This window comes from Escherichia sp. MOD1-EC5433 (assembly GCF_002966005.1).
Classification (GTDB): Bacteria; Pseudomonadota; Gammaproteobacteria; order Enterobacterales; family Enterobacteriaceae; genus Escherichia; species Escherichia ruysiae.
This window is the reverse complement of the sequence record NZ_PTRL01000003.1, coordinates 15835-36753: the sequence shown is the minus strand read 5'-3', so window position 1 is coordinate 36753 and position 20919 is coordinate 15835. Positions and strand designations below refer to the sequence as shown.

The 20919-nt window shown below is 51.4% G+C and carries 20 protein-coding genes; 3 read left to right on the top strand and 17 right to left on the bottom strand.

From position 1 onward, the window contains the following. Positions 1–143: 143 nt before the first annotated feature. Positions 144–1571, bottom strand: a complete 1428-nt coding sequence (gene qseE / locus C3D30_RS07095; protein WP_024192254.1) for a two component system sensor histidine kinase QseE/GlrK — start codon at positions 1569–1571, stop codon at positions 144–146. Positions 1572–2205: 634 nt separating this feature from the next. Further along, positions 2206–6093 carry a phosphoribosylformylglycinamidine synthase gene (gene purL, locus C3D30_RS07090; protein WP_105286659.1) on the bottom strand — a complete coding sequence of 1296 codons (3888 nt, stop codon included), beginning with the start codon at positions 6091–6093 and terminating at the stop codon, positions 2206–2208. 257 nt (positions 6094–6350) lie between these two features. Between purL and mltF the strand changes: the two genes are divergently transcribed. Then, positions 6351–7907 (top strand): membrane-bound lytic murein transglycosylase MltF, encoded by a 1557-nt coding sequence (gene mltF / locus C3D30_RS07080; RefSeq protein ID WP_000734182.1) that lies wholly within the window; start codon positions 6351–6353, stop codon positions 7905–7907. Here the strand turns inward: mltF and tadA are convergent. Together tadA and yfhb are read right to left on the bottom strand one after the other, a co-directional pair. Beyond that, the gene (gene tadA, locus C3D30_RS07075) at positions 7904–8407 is read right to left on the bottom strand and encodes a tRNA adenosine(34) deaminase TadA (RefSeq protein WP_016158802.1); all 504 of its coding nucleotides are present in this window, start codon (positions 8405–8407) and stop codon (positions 7904–7906) included. The genes mltF and tadA overlap by 4 nt on opposite strands. A gap of 57 nt (positions 8408–8464) precedes the next feature. After that, complete coding sequence (gene yfhb, locus C3D30_RS07070; protein WP_000190662.1) at positions 8465–9100, bottom strand: phosphatidylglycerophosphatase C; 636 nt, start codon at positions 9098–9100, stop codon at positions 8465–8467. Between the two features lie 208 nt (positions 9101–9308). Here yfhb and C3D30_RS07065 point away from each other — a divergent pair, with 208 nt between their 5' ends. Further along, entirely contained in the window at positions 9309–10157 is an 849-nt protein-coding gene (locus tag C3D30_RS07065) for a MurR/RpiR family transcriptional regulator (protein WP_105286658.1), read from the top strand. 55 nt (positions 10158–10212) lie between these two features. Next, positions 10213–10473, top strand: coding sequence for a 4Fe-4S dicluster ferredoxin YfhL (yfhL, locus tag C3D30_RS07060; RefSeq protein ID WP_001196294.1), 261 nt, complete (start codon positions 10213–10215; stop codon positions 10471–10473). A gap of 190 nt (positions 10474–10663) precedes the next feature. Here the strand turns inward: yfhL and shoB are convergent, their stop codons facing one another. The 13 genes from shoB to rseD all read right to left on the bottom strand — a co-directional run bounded on the left by shoB (position 10664) and on the right by rseD (position 20853). Next, the gene (shoB, locus tag C3D30_RS07055) at positions 10664–10744 is read right to left on the bottom strand and encodes a type I toxin-antitoxin system toxin ShoB (protein ID WP_000128779.1); all 81 of its coding nucleotides are present in this window, start codon (positions 10742–10744) and stop codon (positions 10664–10666) included. Positions 10745–11185: 441 nt separating this feature from the next. Beyond that, on the bottom strand, positions 11186–11566 hold the full coding sequence (acpS, locus tag C3D30_RS07040) for a holo-ACP synthase (RefSeq protein WP_000986022.1): 381 nt from the start codon (positions 11564–11566) through the stop codon (positions 11186–11188). Next, positions 11566–12297, bottom strand: a complete 732-nt coding sequence (pdxJ, locus tag C3D30_RS07035; protein WP_105286657.1) for a pyridoxine 5'-phosphate synthase — start codon at positions 12295–12297, stop codon at positions 11566–11568. The genes acpS and pdxJ overlap by 1 nt, the downstream gene beginning before the upstream one ends. 11 nt (positions 12298–12308) lie before the next feature. After that, positions 12309–13037 (bottom strand): DNA repair protein RecO, encoded by a 729-nt coding sequence (gene recO / locus C3D30_RS07030; RefSeq protein ID WP_024192255.1) that lies wholly within the window; start codon positions 13035–13037, stop codon positions 12309–12311. A 131-nt stretch (positions 13038–13168) separates the two neighbouring features. After that, positions 13169–14074, bottom strand: coding sequence for a GTPase Era (gene era / locus C3D30_RS07025; RefSeq protein ID WP_000020738.1), 906 nt, complete (start codon positions 14072–14074; stop codon positions 13169–13171). Next, positions 14071–14751 (bottom strand): ribonuclease III, encoded by a 681-nt coding sequence (gene rnc / locus C3D30_RS07020; protein ID WP_001068343.1) that lies wholly within the window; start codon positions 14749–14751, stop codon positions 14071–14073. The genes era and rnc overlap by 4 nt, the downstream gene beginning before the upstream one ends. 272 nt (positions 14752–15023) lie before the next feature. Further along, positions 15024–15998, bottom strand: coding sequence for a signal peptidase I (gene lepB, locus C3D30_RS07010; RefSeq protein ID WP_000002532.1), 975 nt, complete (start codon positions 15996–15998; stop codon positions 15024–15026). A 15-nt stretch (positions 15999–16013) separates the two neighbouring features. Next, entirely contained in the window at positions 16014–17813 is a 1800-nt protein-coding gene (gene lepA / locus C3D30_RS07005) for a translation elongation factor 4 (protein WP_000790174.1), read from the bottom strand. 197 nt (positions 17814–18010) lie between these two features. Then, entirely contained in the window at positions 18011–18490 is a 480-nt protein-coding gene (rseC, locus tag C3D30_RS07000) for a SoxR-reducing system protein RseC (protein ID WP_000589062.1), read from the bottom strand. After that, positions 18487–19443: a sigma-E factor regulatory protein RseB gene (gene rseB / locus C3D30_RS06995; RefSeq protein ID WP_000812043.1), complete on the bottom strand. Its 957-nt coding sequence runs from the start codon at positions 19441–19443 to the stop codon at positions 18487–18489. Before rseB ends, rseC begins: the two co-directional genes overlap by 4 nt. Next, entirely contained in the window at positions 19443–20093 is a 651-nt protein-coding gene (rseA, locus tag C3D30_RS06990) for an anti-sigma-E factor RseA (protein ID WP_001168447.1), read from the bottom strand. The genes rseB and rseA overlap by 1 nt, the downstream gene beginning before the upstream one ends. A gap of 32 nt (positions 20094–20125) precedes the next feature. Further along, the gene (gene rpoE / locus C3D30_RS06985) at positions 20126–20701 is read right to left on the bottom strand and encodes an RNA polymerase sigma factor RpoE (RefSeq protein WP_001295364.1); all 576 of its coding nucleotides are present in this window, start codon (positions 20699–20701) and stop codon (positions 20126–20128) included. Beyond that, the gene (gene rseD / locus C3D30_RS20315) at positions 20698–20853 is read right to left on the bottom strand and encodes a rpoE leader peptide RseD (protein ID WP_032147913.1); all 156 of its coding nucleotides are present in this window, start codon (positions 20851–20853) and stop codon (positions 20698–20700) included. Before rseD ends, rpoE begins: the two co-directional genes overlap by 4 nt. Positions 20854–20919: the final 66 nt, after the last annotated feature.

Here is a 20919-nt window from a genome sequence, read left to right as displayed (position 1 = left end):
TCCCAGTGGGCGTAATTGTTGCAGGCAGTTTGGACACGGACAACGCGGAGAAACCGGAGCGTACACGTAGTACGTGATGATTTCGAGCACTGCCCGGAGCCAAACTGGCAAATAAAATAGCCTGATGGGATAGGCTCTTAACATTATTTCGTGTTTTTCGACGACGGTAATTCAATGCGGAAACAAACGTCTTGCCCGCTTTCGTCGACCAGATACAGTTCCCCCTGCATACGGCGAATACAATCCCTGGCAATGCTTAATCCCAGACCACTGCCCTTCACCGCCCCTTTTCGCTGGTGGCTTCCCTGAAAAAAGGGTTCGAAGATCATGGCGCGTTCTTCTTGCGGAATGGGCGTGCCTGTATTGATGACATCAATATAAACCCGCGCACCATGTAAACTGCTGCGAAGGCAAATGTTACCGGATTCAGCCCCGTAGTGCACCGCATTGGAGTAAAGATTATCCAGCACGCTCATCAGCAGCATTGGCTCCGCCAGGCAAGCTGTTGCTTTGAGATCGACGTCGGTATGCATCATTTTAGCCCGTGCTGGCAAGCTATGAGCGGAAACCACCATCTCCACCAACGGTGCCAGCTCTACGTTCTCCAGTTCCACCGCGCCGTCCGCCTGTTTACGGTTGTAATCAAGCAGTTGTTCGATCAGTTTTTGCAAATTGCGGCTACTGCTATCAAGAATGCTCACCACCTCTTTTTGCTCTGGCGTAAGCGGCCCGACAACCTGGTCAGCCAGTAATTCCGTGCCTTCGCGCATACTCGCCAGCGGCGTTTTTAATTCATGAGATAAATGACGTAAGAACTGGTGCCGCTGGGATTCCAGCCATGACAGGCGCTCGCTTAACCAAAGAATACGCTGCCCAACCGAACGTAACTCACTCGGGCCACTGAACGAAACGCTATTGCCCAGAGAACGCCCTTCCCCCAGACGGTTGATCATCCGTTCAATATTTTTCACCGGACCGATAATCATCCGCGTGAAAAGCAGCACCATCACCAGGCTCACCAGAAATAGCACCAGCGACTGCCAGCCAAAATATTGCCCACGTTCGGCGATTTCGCGTTGTAACTGCTGCCCGCGAGAGAACACCACAGTGCGAGTGGCTTGAACCATTTCGGTATTGGCATTGGCGAAGGCTTCCAGACGTGCGGCGGCAGCGGTATCGGGACCGCTGTTGTTACACTGAAGTTGAGCCAGATTGTTCAAATCCTGACGCAATGCCTGATAGAGTTTATCGTCCGGCAACACGCCTGCGTGGGCATCAAGCATTTCACTGTAACGCTTGCGCTGGCTTTGATACACCTTCGCCAAAGTGGGATCATCCAGCACACAATACTGACGGTAGCTACGCTCCATCTCCAGCGCCGCGTTGGTCATCGCTTCACTGCGCCGGGCATCGATAAGCGTCGTGCGATTGACCAGCGCCGCCTGATCGCTAAGTGCATTCAGGCTTTGCCAGGCTTGCCATGCCAGCACCAGCAAAGGGAGCAAAATAAGCAAGAATGCCAGCATTACCAGCTGTCGTAATGAGCGGGGAAAAACGGGCCAGCGTTTCAAGGTGTTACTCTCGTCAGACGCGAATAGACTGATGCTAACCGAGGGGACGTTCAGATACAACAAAGCCGGGAATTACCCGGCTTTGTTGTGGAATAAGGCGGTGCCTAACTCGACGTTTCGCCCGATGGTTGATATAGCTAAGCTGATATCAGAAGTTGGACGGCAGGCACCTTGTTGTGCGTCATTCTAATTTTATGTAGCACGTCCCGAAGGGGCTGACATAAGTCGGTGAATGAGCCACTGCTTACTATTATGCAGTAACTGTGCCAATAAATAAAATAGTTTGATAACGTACTGATAAATGTAGCTTTGATGGATTAATGGCTACTCCACTGTTTGGCTATAAATCAGCCACTGTGTCGTTTAAAAGAGACATCCAAAGATGAAATTGTTTGTTTTAAATTAAATCAACAAGTTAAGTGTCACCTATAAGCGACACGGTAAATCACACATTGTCGTGATTTACAGACACAAAAAAGCTCCCGGTGTTGGGAGCTTATAATTGTTGGCTAAGTGGTTGTGTGTAACGCCACATCCGGCCTACAAAATATTGCAAATTCAATACATTGCAGGAAACATCCGAGCCAACCAGACAAGCATAGCGCATCAGGTGATGCGCATATTGCCCGATATCTTAACCCAGCTGCTTACGCGCATTGCGGAAAATACGCATCCATGGCCCATCCTCGCCCCAGTTTTCCGGATGCCATGAATTGCTGACAGTACGGAAAACACGCTCCGGGTGCGGCATCATAATGGTGACACGACCGCTTTCAGTCGTGACCGCCGTAATACCGTTCGGGGAACCGTTCGGGTTAGCCGGGTAAGTTTCGGTGACTTTGCCGAAGTTATCGACATAGCGCAGCGCCACCAGCCCTTTGCTTTCCAGTGCTGCCAGATGAGCCGCATCGCGCACTTCCACACGCCCTTCACCGTGAGAAACGGCAATCGGCATCTGTGAACCCACCATTCCCTGCAACAGCAGCGACGGGCTTTGGGTCACTTCAACCAGGCTGAAACGCGCTTCAAAGCGATCCGAGGTATTACGCACAAAACGTGGCCACAACTCGCTACCCGGGATCAGTTCACGCAGATTAGACATCATTTGGCAACCGTTACATACCCCCAGCGCCAGCGTTTGCGGACGGTGGAAGAAGGTTGCAAACTCATCGCGTACACGATTATTGAACAGGATTGATTTCGCCCAGCCTTCACCTGCGCCCAATACGTCGCCGTAGGAGAAACCACCGCACGCTACCAGGGCGTGGAAATCCTCCAGGCCCGTGCGTCCAGCCAGCAGGTCGCTCATATGTACGTCGATTGCATCGAAGCCTGCACGGTGAAAAGCTGCCGCCATTTCCACATGCGAGTTCACGCCCTGCTCACGCAGCACGGCAACTTTCGGGCGCGCGCCAGTGGCAATAAATGGTGCCGCCACATCTTCGTTGATATCGAACGACAATTTCACATTCAGACCCGGATCGGCATCGTTAGATTTCGCCTGGTGTTCCTGGTCGGCACATTCCGGGTTGTCACGCAGGCGCTGCATCTGCCAGGTAGTTTCTGCCCACCAGACACGCAACGTGGTGCGGCTTTCGCTGAATACCGCCTGTCCGTTGGCAGTAATCACAAAACGGTCACCGGAAACCGCCTGACCGACATAATGGATGCAATCAGCAAGGCCGTGCTGTGCCAGTAGGGTTTCTACTGCTTCACGTTCTGCTGCGCGTACCTGAATCACCGCACCCAGCTCTTCGTTAAACAACGCAGCCAGGCGATCCTCTCCGAGAGAGGCGATATCCGCTTCAATGCCGCAATGACCGGCAAACGCCATTTCCGCCAGCGTTACCAGCAGGCCGCCATCAGAGCGGTCGTGGTACGCGAGCAGCTTACGCTGTGCTACCAGCGCCTGAATCGCGTCATAGAAGCCTTTCAGTTGCGCGACGTCACGTACATCTGCCGGTTTGTCGCCAAGCTGACGATAAACCTGCGCCAGCGCCGTTGCGCCCAGCGCGTTATTGCCTTTGCCCAAATCAATCAGCAGCAGTGCGTTATCTTCGGTAGAAAGCTGCGGCGTGATGGTGTGACGTACATCTTCCACGCGGGCAAATGCAGAAATGACCAGCGACAGCGGCGACGTCATTTCGCGTTCTTCGTTACCTTCCTGCCAGCGGGTTTTCATCGACATGGAGTCTTTACCCACCGGGATCGTCAGGCCCAGCGCCGGGCAAAGCTCTTCGCCCACAGCTTTAACAGCTTCATACAGACCCGCATCTTCACCAGGATGACCTGCTGCCGCCATCCAGTTGGCGGAAAGTTTAATGCGTTTGATATCGCCAATCTGTGTTGCGGCGATGTTAGTTAACGCTTCACCGACCGCCAGACGGGCAGAGGCGGCGAAATCCAGCAGCGCAACCGGCGCACGTTCGCCAATCGCCATCGCTTCACCGTAGTAGCTGTCGAGGCTGGCGGTAGTGACCGCACAGTTAGCGACCGGCACCTGCCACGGACCAACCATTTGATCGCGCGCCACCATGCCGGTTACGCTGCGGTCGCCAATGGTCACAAGGAAGGTTTTCTCTGCCACAGTTGGCAGATGCAGCACGCGTTTCACCGCGTCAGCAATGGTGATCCCTTCACGAGCCAGCGCATCGCCCTTCGCTTTCAGTGTTTGTACATCGCGGGTCATCTTCGGCGTTTTACCAAGCAGCACGTCCAGCGGCAGATCGATTGGCTGATTATCAAAATGACGATCGTGCAGAGAAAGATGCAGTTCTTCGGTCGCTTCACCAATCACCGCGTATGGCGCACGTTCACGCTTACACAATTCGTCAAACAGCGGTAACTGATCGGCAGCAACCGCCAGCACGTAGCGTTCCTGGGATTCGTTACACCAGATTTCCAGCGGGCTCATGCCCGGTTCATCGCTCAGGATATCGCGCAGTTCAAATTTACCGCCGCGTCCGCCGTCGCTCACCAGCTCCGGCATGGCGTTAGAAAGGCCGCCCGCGCCGACGTCGTGGATAAACAGAATCGGGTTGGCATCCCCCAACTGCCAGCAGCGGTCGATCACTTCCTGGCAACGCCGTTCCATCTCTGGGTTGTCGCGCTGTACAGAGGCGAAATCGAGGTCGGCATCAGACTGACCGGAAGCCATAGAAGACGCCGCGCCGCCGCCAAGGCCGATGTTCATTGCCGGGCCGCCGAGAACGACCAGCTTCGCGCCGACATTGATCTCGCCTTTTTGTACGTGATCGGCCCGGATGTTGCCGATCCCGCCCGCCAGCATGATCGGTTTGTGATAACCGCGCAGCTCTTCGCCATTGTGGCTGTTCACTTTTTCTTCATAAGTACGGAAGTAGCCGTTCAGTGCCGGACGACCAAATTCGTTGTTAAACGCCGCGCCGCCAAGCGGGCCTTCGGTCATGATGTCCAGCGCGGTAACAATGCGCTCAGGCTTACCGAAATCTTCTTCCCACGGCTGTTCGAAGCCTGGAATACGCAGGTTGGATACGGAGAAACCGACCAGACCGGCTTTCGGCTTCGCGCCGCGTCCGGTTGCGCCTTCATCACGGATTTCGCCGCCGGAACCGGTCGCCGCGCCCGGCCATGGAGAAATCGCCGTCGGGTGGTTGTGGGTTTCTACTTTCATCAGGATATGCGCAGGTTCCTGATGATAGTCGTAGCGACCTGTTTCGTGGTCAGCAAAGTAGCGGCCCACTTCAGAACCTTCCATCACGGCGGCGTTATCTTTATAAGCAGAAAGAACGTGATCCGGCGTGGTTTCGAAGGTGTTTTTGATCATCTTGAACAGCGATTTCGGTTGCTGTTCACCGTCGATAATCCAGTCGGCGTTAAAAATCTTATGACGGCAGTGCTCAGAGTTCGCCTGGGCGAACATATAAAGCTCTATGTCGTTCGGGTTACGACCAAGCTTCGTGAAAGCATCCTGCAGATAGTCAATTTCATCTTCCGCCAGTGCCAGACCGAGGCGCAGGTTAGCGTCAATCAGCGCCTGACGCCCCTGCCCCAGCAAATCAACGCTGGTAACCGGAGCCGGTTGATGATGAGCAAACAGCTGCTCTGCATCATCTAAAGCGAAAAAGACCGTTTCCATCATGCGGTCGTGCAGTTCAGCGGTAACCTGCTGCCATTGTTCATTAGTCAGCGTACCGGCTTCTACATAGTAAGCAACGCCGCGCTCAAGGCGGTTTACCTGTTGCAGCCCGCAGTTATGGGCGATATCGGTCGCTTTCGAAGACCAGGGAGAGATGGTGCCAGGACGCGGGGTCACCAGCAGTAGTTTGCCTTGCGGGGCGTGGCTGGCGAGTGCCGGGCCATATTTCAGCAGGCGTTCAAGCTGTGCGTGCTCATCATCGTTTAACGGCGCATTGAGGTCAGCAAAATGGACATACTCGGCGTAAATGTTGTGAACCGGGAGCCTGGCAGCCTGAAAACGTGCCAGCAGTTTGTTGATTCGGAATGCCGACAATGCAGGCGAACCACGCAGAATTTCCATCATAAGTCTCTCGTCTTCTAAGCTTTCGGTGTACCCAAGGGGGGGAAACGGGCGTCATTATAAAGAATCTGATGCGCTGACGAAACCGTTTGCGTGGAAATAAAATCACCATCATGAATTAGCAACGCGTGCCGCCAATCTCTGTAATAAGTTGCCAACTGGCGCAAGTTTACGCAAAATGCCGCTCATTTATGATTAAACCTTTCTTTAGCATTACAATCTTTCAGGCTGGGACGCGCACGACACAGAGAATTAACTAATTGAAAAAATTAAAGATTAATTATCTGTTCATCGGCATTCTGGCACTGCTTCTCGCGGTCGCTCTTTGGCCATCCATTCCCTGGTTTGGTAAAGCCGACAATCGTATCGCCGCCATACAAGCGCGGGGAGAGTTGCGTGTGAGCACTATTCATACTCCCCTGACATATAACGAAATCAACGGTAAACCTTTTGGCCTGGATTACGAACTGGCAAAACAGTTTGCCGATTACCTCGGCGTAAAACTGAAAGTCACCGTACGGCAGAACATCAGCCAGTTGTTTGACGATCTCGATAACGGAGATGCCGATCTGCTGGCAGCGGGACTGGTCTATAACAGCGAAAGGGTTAAAAATTATCAGCCTGGCCCAACCTATTATTCCGTTTCACAACAACTGGTCTATAAAGTGGGTCAGTATCGACCACGGACGCTGGGCAATCTGACGGCAGAACAGTTGTCCGTCGCTCCAGGGCATGTTGTCATTAACGATCTGCAAAAACTGAAAGAGACTAAGTTCCCGGAATTAAGCTGGAAAGTGGACGACAGAAAAGGATCTGTGGAGTTAATGGAAGATGTTATCGAAGGTAAGCTCGATTACACCATTGCCGATTCTGTCGCTATCAGCCTGTTTCAGCGCGTTCACCCGGAACTTGCTGTGGCACTGGATATCACCGATGAACAACCGGTGACCTGGTTTAGTCAATTAGATAACGATAATACGCTTTCTGCGGCTCTGCTCGATTTCTTCAATGAAATGAATGAAGACGGCACACTGGCGCGTATTGAAGAGAAATATCTCGGACATGGCGATGATTTTGATTACGTTGATACACGCACATTTTTACGCGCCGTTGATGCGGTACTGCCGCAGTTAAAGCCTCTGTTTGAGAAATACGCCGAAGAAATTGACTGGCGTTTGCTGGCCGCTATTGCTTATCAGGAATCGCACTGGGATGCGCAGGCCACTTCGCCGACCGGTGTACGCGGCATGATGATGTTAACCAAAAATACCGCGCAAAGCCTGGGCATTACCGACCGCACTGATGCCGAACAAAGCATCAGCGGTGGCGCGCGTTACTTGCAGAATATGATGAGTAAAGTGCCAGAGAGCGTGCCAGAAAATGAGCGGATCTGGTTTGCGCTCGCCGCCTATAATATGGGCTATGCACATATGCTGGACGCCCGCGCCCTGACAGCAAAAACCAAAGGCAATCCTGACAGTTGGGCCGATGTCAAACAGCGTCTGCCTTTACTTAGCCAGAAACCCTATTATAGCAAGCTGACTTACGGCTATGCGCGTGGGCATGAAGCCTATGCTTATGTCGAAAATATTCGTAAGTATCAGATTAGCCTGGTGGGTTATCTGCAAGAGAAAGAGAAGCAGGCTACAGAAGCGGCGATGCAGCTGGCTCAGGATTATCCGGCGGTATCACCCGCTGAATTGGGTAAGGGAAAATTTCCCTTTCTCTCGTTTCTTTCGCAGTCGTCATCTAATTATCTGACGCACTCCCCTTCTCTACTGTTTTCCAGGAAAGGGAGTGAAGAGAAGCAAAATTAATCTGTAGCGGGTTGCGCTTTTTTCTGCGCTTTGATTTCCTGGCGGCGCATTCGGAAAAAATCGCTGAGTAGCGCCGCGCACTCATCCGCCAGTATTCCTTCCGTAATTTCCACTCGATGATTCATACCAGGATGGTGCAATACATCCATTAATGATCCGGCAGCGCCAGTTTTCGCATCACGCGCGCCAAAGACTACGCGACCAATACGGCTGTGGATCATCGCTCCGGCACACATCACGCATGGCTCCAGCGTGACATACAACGTGGCGTCGATCAGGCGATAATTCTGCATCACCAGCCCTCCTTGCCGCAGCGCCATGATTTCTGCATGTGCAGTTGGATCATGGCGTCCTATCGGACGATTCCATCCTTCGCCGATTACGCGATTGTTATGCACTAATACCGCGCCGACCGGCACTTCTCGCTCGTCCCAGGCACGTTTCGCCAGCGTCAGCGCATGACGCATCCAGTATTCGTGGCTAAATTCGACTTCAGACAAAAAGAAAACTCCGGTTATAAAAGCGCGGCGCATTATACACGGACGCTATGCTTTACTCTATTCCAGTTGCTGGAGTTCACCGCGAGGCGTTACCCGCCAGCGATGCTGACAAAAATAGAGTAGCGGATTGTCCTGATTACTGTCGCTATAGCCACTGTACAGCCGCAGCGGTGTGCCGATTTTGCGTTCCAGTTGCGCGACCTTTTCATGGCCAAGACAGCGCATAGTCAGCACCCAGCCGCCATAGCCGCGCTGGATCTGACTGGCGATAAGATTAACGCGTGGCAGCCACGGCGTATCGAAATAAACCGCTTCGACCAAAGCCTGAGGGGAACCGGTAATCAACCAAATGTCAGCATCGGAGCTTAGCAAATAGCTGGTCAGACGTTCCTGCACTAGCGGGAACGCCGTAACATTGTCGCGAAACCAATGCACGAAATCGGCTTGTAACGCCTGTAAACGAGCTTCGCTATGACCAAAGGTACAGCCCCATAGCAGCAGACTCATCGGCCAACGTGCCGCTCGCCCCTTGATTAATAATGCAATGACAATGACCGGCAACAGCGGCAGAACAAGTAACGCATTCAGCGGCTGTCGGCGCAGTAAGTAGCGCAGAAAGCTGCCGAACATATCCTGTTGATGCAATGTTCCATCTAAGTCAAAAAACACCACACGGCGCTCGTGAGTTGCCAAACCATACCCCTCTGGACTGATACATCCTGATTAATTTTCACTACCAGATAGCCTAACAGATAGATCATCACTTTTCCGGCAACAATCTATCGCATAATGGTTGACTGGAATTTTTAATTCATGGCAATTAACTTTGATGGAATATAATATTCTCTCGCTTGTGTCTCATATTGCCTGTTGTCGCCATTAATTCATCGCGAGGAAAGATATGAACGGCTTACTTCGTATCCGTCAGCGTTACCAGGGGCTTGCCCAGAGTGATAAAAAGCTGGCGGACTATCTCCTGCTACAACCGGACACTGCCCGCCACCTTAGTTCCCAACAACTGGCCAACGAAGCCGGAGTCAGTCCGTCCAGCGTAGTGAAGTTCGCGCAAAAACTTGGCTATAAAGGTTTTCCGGCACTTAAATTGGCGTTAAGCGAAGCTCTGGCAAGCCAACCGGAATCGCCCTCCGTACCCATTCATAACCAAATTCGCGGTGATGATCCGTTACGGCTGGTTGGCGAAAAGCTGATTAAAGAAAATACGGCTGCCATGTACGCAACACTGAACGTCAATAGTGAGGAGAAGCTACATGAATGCGTGTCGATGCTTCGTTCTGCGCGACGGGTTATTCTGACTGGTATTGGCGCTTCCGGTCTGGTGGCGCAGAATTTTGCCTGGAAGCTGATGAAGATTGGTTTTAATGCTGCCGCTGAGCGTGATATGCACGCGTTGCTTGCAACAGTGCAAGCTTCGTCACCGGACGATTTATTATTAGCCATCTCATACACAGGTGTACGGCGCGAGTTAAACCTGGCAGCAGATGAAATGCTGCGAGTGGGTGGAAAAGTGCTGGCAATCACCGGTTTCACCCCCAATGCCCTGCAACAGCGCGCTTCTCATTGCCTGTATACCATTGCCGAAGAACAAGCGACAAACAGTGCTTCGATCTCCGCATGTCATGCTCAGGGAATGTTAACGGATTTGCTGTTCATTGCGCTGATCCAGCAGGATCTGGAACTGGCACCAGAACGTATTCGTCATAGTGAGGCGCTGGTGAAAAAACTGGTTTGAGTAAAGAATGCGCGTATAATGCCCGCCCGGTTTGTGTTGTTTTGAGAGTTTCCTTATGGCGCTGTTAATCACTAAAAAATGCATCAATTGTGATATGTGTGAACCCGAATGCCCGAATGAGGCGATTTCGATGGGTGAACATATCTACGAGATTAACAGCGACAAGTGTACCGAATGCGTAGGTCATTACGAGACGCCAACCTGCCAGAAAGTGTGCCCGATCCCCAATACTATTGTGAAAGATCCGGCGCATGTTGAAACAGAAGAACAGTTGTGGGACAAGTTTGTGCTGATGCATCATGCGGATAAGATTTAGTATTTTTCCTCTGGAGCAGGATATTGCTTATTCACTCGTGTAAAAACGAAATTATTATATTTATTTTTATGATGTCATTAATAAAAACATTCATTAAATGAATTTCGATAATATCTGCGCAGACACTTAATTATTATTAAAGGCGCGTCTGGCTGGTTAAGCCGACGCGCCTTAAGTACGTTTCCTGATGTTACAAGAACAGAAGGATCAGCTGTAAAACAGCAATGACGACTTTAATAACCCGTTTAATAAGGTATCGACAATCAGTCATTCGTTTTTCCTTAAACAAGGAATGCAGCCGTTCAGATTAGCCCTTACATCTCCCCAAAACTGAACGTGCGAGTTATTGAGGGTACATGCTGCACTCCGCACCAGAGCTTTGACGACACCACTCGTTTCAATGGGGGAATTCAGTGATATGGTGTAAAGCACAGCAAAATCTCCAATAACGAAGCCAATTTTAAAGTGCTTATGAATTGGCAGTCACGTTAATCTTTCCATCGATATCGAATTCTTCGTCAAGGCTCGAGTTTTTATGCTAAAGATTGCAAGTTGCTTGTAAAAGATAACCCCCCTGATCCATAATCACTCCCGTTGAGGGTGCGTGCTGCACAATATTATTTAAGTTATAAAGTAAAACCCCCGTTCCTTACCAGTTCGGGGGTTTTACTTTTTAAAAGAACGGTATTATTTAGGTGTTCGAGAAAGAGTTTTAACTTTCAATTATTACCGTGGCGCAAGCATAGTGGCGTTCATCTGCCAGCGTCACATGCATATGTGCGACACCCAGCTTTTCTGCCAATTTTAACGCCTCGCCCCACAACCGCAGCCGTGGCTTGCCGAGTTCATCGTTGAACACTTCAAACTGATTAAATGCCAGGCCATTGCGGATCCCAGTACCAAACGCTTTTGCCGCCGCTTCTTTCACGGCAAAACGCTTCGCCAGAAAACGCACCGGCTGATGGTGCGTTTTCCAGATCTCCCATTCATGATCGCTTAATACGCGTCGTGCCAGGCGATCACCGGATCGAGCGATCACCGCTTCAATGCGAGCGATCTCTACGATATCCGTGCCTAAACCTAATATTGCCATTAGCCACGCGCTTCCAGCATCAGACGCTTCATTTCTGCCACGGCATCTTTCAGTCCGGTCATTACCGCACGGCCAATAATGGCATGTCCGATATTCAGTTCGTGCATCTCAGGGATGGCGGCGATGGCTTTCACATTATGATAGGTCAGACCGTGACCGGCATTAACTTTCAGACCGAGGCTTGCGGCAAAGGTCGCAGCTTTAGTAATACGCGCCAGCTCTTGCGCCTGTTCAGCATCAGTTTTGGCATCGGCGTAACAGCCTGTGTGGATCTCAATAAACGGTGCGCCAACCTCAGCGGCAGCTTTGATCTGCTCTTCATTGGCGTCGATAAACAGAGAAACCTGAATCCCGGCATCTGCCAGACGTTTACAAGCATCGCGCATTTTGTCACGCTGACCCGCAACGTCCAGGCCGCCTTCGGTTGTCACTTCCTGACGCTTTTCCGGCACCAGGCAGCAAAAATGCGGCTTCGTCTCAACGGCAATCGCCAACATCTCTTCAGTCACCGCCATTTCCAGATTCATGCGGGTATCCAGCGTCTGACGCAGGATTCGCACATCGCGGTCGGTAATGTGGCGACGATCTTCGCGCAAATGCACGGTAATGCCATCAGCACCCGCCTGCTCGGCAATAAACGCCGCCTGTACCGGGTCTGGATAAGCAGTACCACGCGCATTACGCAGCGTTGCGATATGGTCAATGTTGACGCCTAACAGTAATTCAGCCATGACAATCCTCATCAGTCATTATGTGTTTTCACCGTTCGCTTAGGCATAAACTGCCGGAACAGTTCCCTGCTTTTTAAAGGTTTACCGCCAAGATAAGGCTTAAGCGCCATACGGGTAAAGCGTTTCGCTGCTCGCAATGTGTCGGCGTCAGGAAATTCCCGCGCGTGTAACGCTTTCAACTGCCTCCCGGTGAAAGTTTTATTGTCGATAACCACACTGGCAATAAAACCTTTCTCTTCGCGATAACGATACGTCATGGTGTCATCTACCGGCTCACCGCTACCTGCGCAATGGGTAAAGTTGACCCCATAACCCAAATGCCCGAGCAACGCCAGCTCAAAGCGACGCAACGCCGGTTCTGGCGTACCAGTGGCACCTGCCAGAGACTGAATGCAGTGCAAGTAATCGAAAAAGAGTTCCGAGAAGCGCGTCTCGTATTCCAGAACGCGGGAGAGAAGTTCGTTGATGTACAGACCGCTGTAAAGCGTAATACCGCTTAATGGCAGCGCCAGCGAGACAGCTTCGGCACTGCGCAGCGTTTTGACTTCACCGCGCCCGCCGAAGCGTAGCAAGAGAGGTGTGAAAGGCTGCAATGCGCCTTTCACGGTAGAACGTTTTGAACGTGCGCCTTTGGCAACCAGACGCACGCGTCCCGATTCCTCCGTAAAGACGTCCAGCATCAGGCTGGTTTCGCTCCACGGGCGACTATGCAGGACAAATGCGCGCTGCCAGCCTTCCATCATACTCGTCGCCTTTCAAGTTGCAGGTGCCCTGGCTGCAACTGTTCCCCCTGGTCACTTACTTTAGTAAGTGACCAGGGATTCACGGTCTTGCCGCCTTCCTGCACCTCGAAAGTCATAGAGTGTGCTAATTAGAGATCGTCAACGTAACCGAGACTACGCAGCGCACGTTCGTCGTCGGCCCAGCCGGATTTCACTTTCACCCACAGCTCAAGGTGGACAGGCGCTTCGAACATTTCCTGCATGTCTTTACGCGCTTCAATCCCGATGGTTTTGATCTTGGCCCCTTTGTTGCCAATCACCATCTTCTTCTGCCCTTCGCGCTCAACGAGAATCAAACCGTTGATGTCATAGCCGCCGCGCTCATTGGTGACAAAACGTTCGATTTCCACGGTCACGGAGTACGGCAGTTCTGCACCGAGGAAACGCATCAGTTTTTCGCGGATGATTTCAGACGCCATAAAACGCTGTGAGCGATCGGTGATGTAATCTTCCGGGAAGTGATGGGTCGCTTCAGGCAGATGCTTACGCACGATTGCCGCAATAGTGTCGACATTCAGCCCGGTTTCAGCAGAGATCGGCACGATATCGAGGAAATTCATCTGGCTTGCCAGGAACTGCAGATGCGGCAGAAGATCGGCTTTCTCCTGCACGTTGTCCACTTTGTTCACCGCGAGGATCACCGGCGCTTTGCCATCACGCAGCTTGTTGAGCACCATTTCATCGTCCGGCGTCCAGCGGGTGCCTTCAACGACAAAAATCACCAGCTCAACGTCGCCAATGGAGCTGCTCGCCGCTTTGTTCATCAGGCGGTTAATGGCGCGTTTTTCTTCCATATGCAGACCTGGGGTATCGACGTAGATCGCCTGATACGCGCCTTCAGTATGGATACCCACAATGCGGTGACGGGTTGTCTGCGCTTTGCGGGAAGTGATGGAGATTTTCTGCCCCAACAGTTTGTTCAGCAGGGTGGATTTGCCAACGTTCGGGCGTCCGACGATGGCAATAAATCCGCAGTAACTTTTATCGATGCTCATTCCAGCTCCAGTTTTTTCAACGCCTGTTCGGCGGCAGCCTGTTCAGCCTTACGGCGGCTTGAACCTGTGCCAACCACCGGTTCGCTCAGGCCGCTAACCTGGCAGTGGATAGTAAATTCCTGATCGTGCGCTTCGCCACGTACCTGAACTACCAGATAAGTTGGCAGAGGCAGATGGCGCCCCTGCAAATATTCTTGCAAGCGCGTTTTCGGATCTTTTTGTTTATCGCCTGGGCTAATTTCGTCCAGACGGGTTTGATACCAGTTAAGGATTAATTTCTCGACGGTCTGAATATCGCTGTCGAGGAATACGCCGCCAATTAATGCTTCGACGGTGTCAGCAAGAATCGACTCGCGACGAAATCCACCGCTTTTAAGTTCACCCGGCCCTAAACGTAAGCACTCACCTAACTCAAATTCACGCGCCAGTTCTGCCAGCGTATTGCCACGGACCAGCGTGGCGCGCATCCGGCTCATATCCCCTTCATCCACACGAGGGAAACGGTGATACAGCGCATTGGCGATAACGTAGCTCAAAATAGAGTCGCCTAAAAATTCTAAACGCTCGTTATGTTTGCTGCTGGCACTACGATGGGTTAATGCCTGCTGCAACAGCTCCTGATGATTAAAAGTGTAGCCCAGCTTCCGTTGAAGCCGATTAATTACGATGGGGTTCATGCGATACCAATAAATAAATGCGTCAACAATTCAGCACACGAAACAGACCTGATATGCAGGGTTCTGCTAACAGCTTTGCAGCAGTTTCAGTTGACCTGTATATGGGGACCAACGCTGTTTCGTGTGCCGTGGCGACCTGGAGGTGCCAACCTTAAACTTCGGGGGAATATTCTATACACAACGACGGGGGATGTCGTTAGCCACGGGAGATTTATCTCATAAATAATTCACGTTGTCGCCATAACGGCGACAACGTGAACGGATAACAGCAATTAGTGAATGCCACCAATGCGACTTAAGCGCACGCCTGTCGGCCATTCACCTTCTTGCTTATCGAAACTCATCCAGATAGCCGTTGCCCGACCGACCAGATTCGCTTCCGGCACAAAGCCCCAGTAACGGCTGTCCGCGCTGTTATCGCGATTATCACCCATCATGAAGTATTGCCCTGGCGGAACAATCCAGGTTGCCAGTTGTTGTCCTGGTTGCTGGTAATACATCCCCACCTGATCCTGCGCAATCGGCACGGTCAGGATACGATGCGTTACATCGCCTAGTGTCTCTTTACGTTCAGAAAGGCGAATACCGTTTTCTTTAGTTTCGTTTTTCGGCACCTCAAAGAATCCGCTGGTTGCTTCCCCGCCGTTACGACGTGAGAAGGTCTGTACGAAATCGCTCGGCTCCACGTTGGAATAGGTGACCGGCAACGCGTTTTCACACGCCTGACCGGAACTGCATCCCGGTTGAATAGTCACCTCTTTCGCTACCGGATCGTAAGTGACTTTATCGCCCGGTAATCCCACCGCACGCTTGATGTAATCAAGCTTTGGATCTTCCGGGTATTTAAAGACCACAATATCACCACGTTTCGGATGACCGGTTTCGATCAGCGTTTTCTGGTAGATAGGATCTTTTATGCCGTAAGCAAACTTCTCTACCAGAATAAAGTCACCGATTAACAGAGTCGGCATCATCGAACCTGACGGGATCTGGAACGGTTCATAAATAAACGAACGCACAATCAATACGATAGCCAGCACCGGAAATACAGAAGCGCCGGTTTCCAGCCAACCTGGCTTCGGCGCAACTTTTTTCAGCGTTGCTTTATCCAGTGAGTCCCCGGCAGCCGCTTGCGCCGCTGCCTGACGTTCCCGCCGTTTAGGTGCGAAAAAGAATTTATCCACGCACCACAAAATGCCCGTCACCAGTGTGGCAATCACCAGAATCAGGGCAAACATATTCGCCATGCCAACTCCTAATGGTTATTTGTTGTCTTTGCCGACGTGCAGAATGGCGAGGAACGCTTCCTGCGGCAGTTCGACGTTACCGATCTGCTTCATGCGTTTCTTACCTTCTTTCTGCTTCTGCAGCAGCTTTTTCTTACGGCTGATATCACCGCCATAACATTTAGCCAGTACGTTTTTACGCAGCTGTTTCACAGTGGAACGCGCAATGATGTGCGTACCAATCGCAGCCTGAATGGCGATATCAAACTGCTGGCGGGGGATCAGATCTTTCATCTTCTCCACCAGCTCGCGACCACGGTTTTGCGAATTATCACGGTGGGTGATCAACGCCAGCGCATCAACACGTTCACCGTTGATTAAAACGTCAACACGCACCATGTCGGACGCCTGGAAGCGTTTGAAGTTGTAATCCAAAGACGCATAACCACGCGAGGTAGATTTCAGGCGATCGAAGAAGTCGAGTACCACTTCCGCCATCGGGATCTCATACGTCAGTGCCACCTGGTTCCCGTGATAAACCATGTTGGTCTGTACGCCGCGTTTTTCTACGCACAACGTAATGACGTTACCAAGATACGCCTGCGGCAGCAGCATGTGACACTCTGCAATCGGCTCGCGCAGTTCGTAGATGTTATTTACCGCAGGCAGCTTAGACGGGCTGTCGACGTAGATAACTTCTTTCCCCGTAGTTTCTACTTCATACACTACTGTCGGAGCGGTAGTAATCAGGTCAAGATCGTACTCGCGTTCCAGACGTTCCTGAATAATCTCCATGTGCAGCAGGCCGAGGAAGCCGCAGCGGAAACCAAAGCCCAGCGCCGTGGAGCTTTCCGGCTCGTAAAACAAAGAGGCATCGTTGAGACTCAATTTACCCAGCGCATCGCGGAAGGCTTCATAGTCGTCGGAACTTACCGGGAACAGACCGGCGTAAACCTGCGGTTTAACTTTCTTAAATCCTGGCAGCGCCTTTTCTGCCGGATTACGAGCCAGCGTTAAGGTGTCACCGACTGGTGCGCCGTGAATATCTTTAATCGCACATACCAACCAGCCTACTTCGCCACATTTCAGCTCTGTACGGTCAACTTGCTTCGGCGTGAAAATACCCAGACGGTCGGCGTTATAAGTCTGCCCGGTACTCATGACTTTCACTTTGTCGCCCTTACGCAGGGTGCCGTTTTTAATACGGATAAGTGAAACAACGCCCAGGTAGTTGTCGAACCAGGAGTCGATAATCAGAGCCTGCAACGGGCCTTCCGGATCGCCTTCCGGCGGTGGGATGTCGCGCACCAGACGTTCAAGAACGTCCTGCACACCAACGCCGGTTTTCGCCGAGCAACGCACTGCGTCGGTGGCGTCGATTCCAACGATATCTTCAATTTCTTCCGCCACGCGTTCAGGATCGGCTGCCGGCAGGTCAATCTTGTTCAGTACCGGCACTACCTCAAGATCCATTTCCATTGCGGTGTAGCAGTTTGCCAGGGTTTGTGCTTCTACGCCCTGCCCGGCGTCAACCACCAGCAATGCGCCTTCACAAGCGGCCAGCGAACGCGATACTTCATAAGAGAAGTCCACATGACCTGGGGTGTCGATAAAGTTAAGTTGATAGGTTTCGCCATCGGACGCTTTATAGTCCAGCGTCACGCTCTGCGCTTTGATAGTTATGCCACGCTCACGCTCAAGATCCATGGAATCGAGAACCTGTGCCTCCATTTCACGGTCAGACAGGCCACCGCAGATCTGGATAATACGGTCAGACAGCGTCGATTTACCGTGGTCAATGTGAGCTATGATCGAAAAGTTACGTATATTCTTCATAAAGTATGATTATTGTGCCTTAATGCCCGGTTAACCAGGCTTTTAGAAGTCGCTGTTCTGAGCTTAACGTCTGTATTAATAGAAACGCCGCATTCTACACTACAACATTGAGGCGAGGAAATGTTCATACCGTATGGATTGTGGTATCTGGAAACGTCCTCGCATTTGTTATGCAAAATACAACAAAGCCAGTGAAATCACTGGCTCGCGTCTTCCGAAGATGTTTCAAATCGCACAAGGCCAGGTGGCAATGCCACGCTTAAGATGACAGGTTGCCATTCTGCCCGGGCAGCAAACTTACGTGAGTATCCACGCGCAATGAGGAATCCGCCAACGCCGCCGAGAATCGCACCGCATAATGCTGCAATATCTGAAGCAAAGAGTAGCTGAAATAACGAAGCGATGAGGAATAATCCCACTAGCGGCGACATATAAACCAGTAATGCGGAGCTGAGCAGGCTGCCTTCGGCGATTCCCAATTCCACTTTTTGCCCCGGCACTAACGGTTCATCACAGGGTACGACGATGGTATGTGTGGTTTGCGGGCCAAGTTTATTCAACACGCGGCTACCGCAACCAGCACGGGAAGCGCAGCTGCTGCATGAGGCTTTGACATCACAACTGACCAGCGCCTGCCCGTTTTTCCAGGAGACGACAGTGGCCCACTCTTTAATCATTGCCCTGCCCCAAACTTAATATTCTCGGCAATGCGCTTCGCCGTTTGCGGTGGCAGTTCACCAACAATGGTGATTTCGGCGTTATCACGTACGCTGGTACTAACGGTTCTGCGTCCGGTGCGCAACATCTGGTCGGTGCTCGATGGCGTAGCACGGTTAACGTTTACCGAAAAGCTGAATAATCCGTCGGAATAGAGACGTGATTCGATAGGCATGTTGTCCATCGTCGGTAGCGGACGCCGACTGCTGGAAACTTCGCTAAACCCCTGTGGCAACCAGGTTGGAGCCCAGTTAAATTTGGCTTTTTCCCCCACTGGTACAGAAAGCAGCGGTGGCAAGTTCGCCTTCGCCAGCGTCTGCATACTGCTGCTGATATCCTGATTGACGTTGAAAGCAATCACACGGAATTGTTCCAGCGTTTCACCATCGCGATCAAGGAGATCTACCCGCATCGGTAATTTCGATTCGGTATCCATCCATACGATGTAGCTGTAGCGTGTGCCATCACGGGCGACTACGCGGATTACCTCACATAAGCGGTCGGCAATACGCGTGCGCCCCACGGAGATAAAGTCGTAGTAAGGAGAAAGGCGTTTGAAATCGGTATAGATGAGCGATGGCAGAGAATCAACAATGTAATCGCCATTAAGTGTGAACGGTTCAAGACCCGGTTCAAAATAGCTGATTTCATTGCCGCGCTGTACCACTTCCCGGCGCGGGCCATCCATTTGCAACAACTGTGCAAGAGGACGGTTATCGAGGCGTGCATGTCGATAACGCAGAGACTCAACACCTTGTTTATTGATGCTGATGAATGACAGCTCGTAATTCAGTGACTGACTAGCCAGGTTCATCTGCTGTAATAACGCCCCGGACGCAGGGGTGGCCGAGGCGTTAGCAGAGAATAACAGGCTACCTGTCACTAATGACATGGCAAACCAAAGTTGCTTCATTACTGCGATTGCGTTCCTAAAGTTTGAATTCCTGGCACCTGTACAGCGGCTTGCTGTGTTTGTGCCTGCTCAAACTGAAGCTGTTCGGAGTGGAGTCGACGTTGCAGTTCGTAATCCTGCAACATGGCATTAATGCGACGACGCTGCTCCTGTACCTGCTGCTGTTGACCATTATTCGCGGTCGCTTCAGAAGGCACTCCCAGACTTACCGGACTGGCTTTACCCATCATCGGCAGAGTGTTAAATACCGGAGTTTCGGGCTGCTGGGACGTTTCAGATTGTCCATTATAGTGCTGGACGCCAACGATAACTGCAAGCGATACGCACGCCGCTACGCCCATTTGGGTAAGCTGTGCCGCCCATGGACGTACTTTCTGCCAAAATGGCATTTTCTGCCATTGATGCGGTGCAGGCTGAGCCTCTGGGATCAATATCGTCGGTTGACGTACTGGCTCTTCTTCAATGGCAGCCATCACGCGGGAAGAGATATCGAAATGAAGCACCTCGGGAGTATCACCCCGCATAGAGTCACGGATTAAGTGATAGTTTTCCCAGGTTTTCTGCATTTCCGGGTTGTGAGCCAGTTCGTTAAGCAGCTCACTATCCAGCGTTTCGCCATCCATTAAAGCGGAAAGTTGTTCTTTCTGCATGCCTAATACCCTTATCCAGTATCCCGCTATCGTCAACGCCTGATAAGCGGTTGAACTTTATTATCAATAGCTTCCCTCGCTCGGAAGATACGTGAACGCACCGTACCTACCGGACAATCCATGATAGCGGCTATCTCTTCATAGCTCAGGCCATCCAGCTCCCGCAAGGTTATTGCCATGCGTAAATCTTCCGGGAGGGACTCAATAGTTCGGAAAACTATCTGTCTCAGTTCTTCTGACAACATTAAGTTCTCAGGGTTCGAAATTTCTTTTAGCGCGCCGCCACTTTCGAAGTTTTCAGCTTCAATGGCATCCACATCACTGGAAGGTGGACGACGCCCCTGAGCAACCAGGTAATTTTTTGCCGTATTAACAGCAATCCGATACAGCCATGTATAAAAAGCACTATCTCCCCGGAACGAATCCAGCGCACGATAGGCTTTAATAAAAGCTTCTTGTACCACATCGGGAACATCACCCGACGGCACATAGCGGGAAACCAGACTCGCCACCTTATGCTGATAGCGCACTACCAGTAAGTTAAAGGCTTTCTGATCTCCCTTCTGGACCCGCTCAACCAGGACCTGGTCCGTTAACTGCTCGCTCATCCGAGGTAAAATCTCCCCAAACCAAATTTCCACGCGCTATCGAAACGCCACTCCATTAGCTGCAATTTGAGCAAGCAAAGGGTTAGAGTGTCTCGTTTTTGTAAAGTTCCGTAACGCATCTGTTTTTGTTTGTCATGCTGTAGACGGATCATTATCTATCATTATAAGTCTACAGAATCTGAATAACGCATTATCTGTGTAGAAATGCCCATTTAACT

What these genes read in the sequence shown, in the direction of transcription:
- purL (WP_105286659.1), bottom strand. Translation starts at nt 6,093, where the DNA reads ATGATGGAAATTCTGCGTGGTTCGCCTGCATTGTCGGCATTCCGAATC.
- C3D30_RS07065 (WP_105286658.1), top strand. Translation starts at nt 9,309, where the DNA reads ATGAACGGCTTACTTCGTATCCGTCAGCGTTACCAGGGGCTTGCCCAG.
- yfhL (WP_001196294.1), top strand. Translation starts at nt 10,213, where the DNA reads ATGGCGCTGTTAATCACTAAAAAATGCATCAATTGTGATATGTGTGAA.
- shoB (WP_000128779.1), bottom strand. Translation starts at nt 10,744, where the DNA reads ATGACTGATTGTCGATACCTTATTAAACGGGTTATTAAAGTCGTCATT.
- acpS (WP_000986022.1), bottom strand. Translation starts at nt 11,566, where the DNA reads ATGGCAATATTAGGTTTAGGCACGGATATCGTAGAGATCGCTCGCATT.
- pdxJ (WP_105286657.1), bottom strand. Translation starts at nt 12,297, where the DNA reads ATGGCTGAATTACTGTTAGGCGTCAACATTGACCATATCGCAACGCTG.
- recO (WP_024192255.1), bottom strand. Translation starts at nt 13,037, where the DNA reads ATGGAAGGCTGGCAGCGCGCATTTGTCCTGCATAGTCGCCCGTGGAGC.
- era (WP_000020738.1), bottom strand. Translation starts at nt 14,074, where the DNA reads ATGAGCATCGATAAAAGTTACTGCGGATTTATTGCCATCGTCGGACGC.
- rnc (WP_001068343.1), bottom strand. Translation starts at nt 14,751, where the DNA reads ATGAACCCCATCGTAATTAATCGGCTTCAACGGAAGCTGGGCTACACT.
- lepB (WP_000002532.1), bottom strand. Translation starts at nt 15,998, where the DNA reads ATGGCGAATATGTTTGCCCTGATTCTGGTGATTGCCACACTGGTGACG.
- lepA (WP_000790174.1), bottom strand. Translation starts at nt 17,813, where the DNA reads ATGAAGAATATACGTAACTTTTCGATCATAGCTCACATTGACCACGGT.
- rseC (WP_000589062.1), bottom strand. Translation starts at nt 18,490, where the DNA reads ATGATTAAAGAGTGGGCCACTGTCGTCTCCTGGAAAAACGGGCAGGCG.
- rseB (WP_000812043.1), bottom strand. Translation starts at nt 19,443, where the DNA reads ATGAAGCAACTTTGGTTTGCCATGTCATTAGTGACAGGTAGCCTGTTA.
- rseA (WP_001168447.1), bottom strand. Translation starts at nt 20,093, where the DNA reads ATGCAGAAAGAACAACTTTCCGCTTTAATGGATGGCGAAACGCTGGAT.
- rpoE (WP_001295364.1), bottom strand. Translation starts at nt 20,701, where the DNA reads ATGAGCGAGCAGTTAACGGACCAGGTCCTGGTTGAGCGGGTCCAGAAG.
- rseD (WP_032147913.1), bottom strand. Translation starts at nt 20,853, where the DNA reads ATGATCCGTCTACAGCATGACAAACAAAAACAGATGCGTTACGGAACT.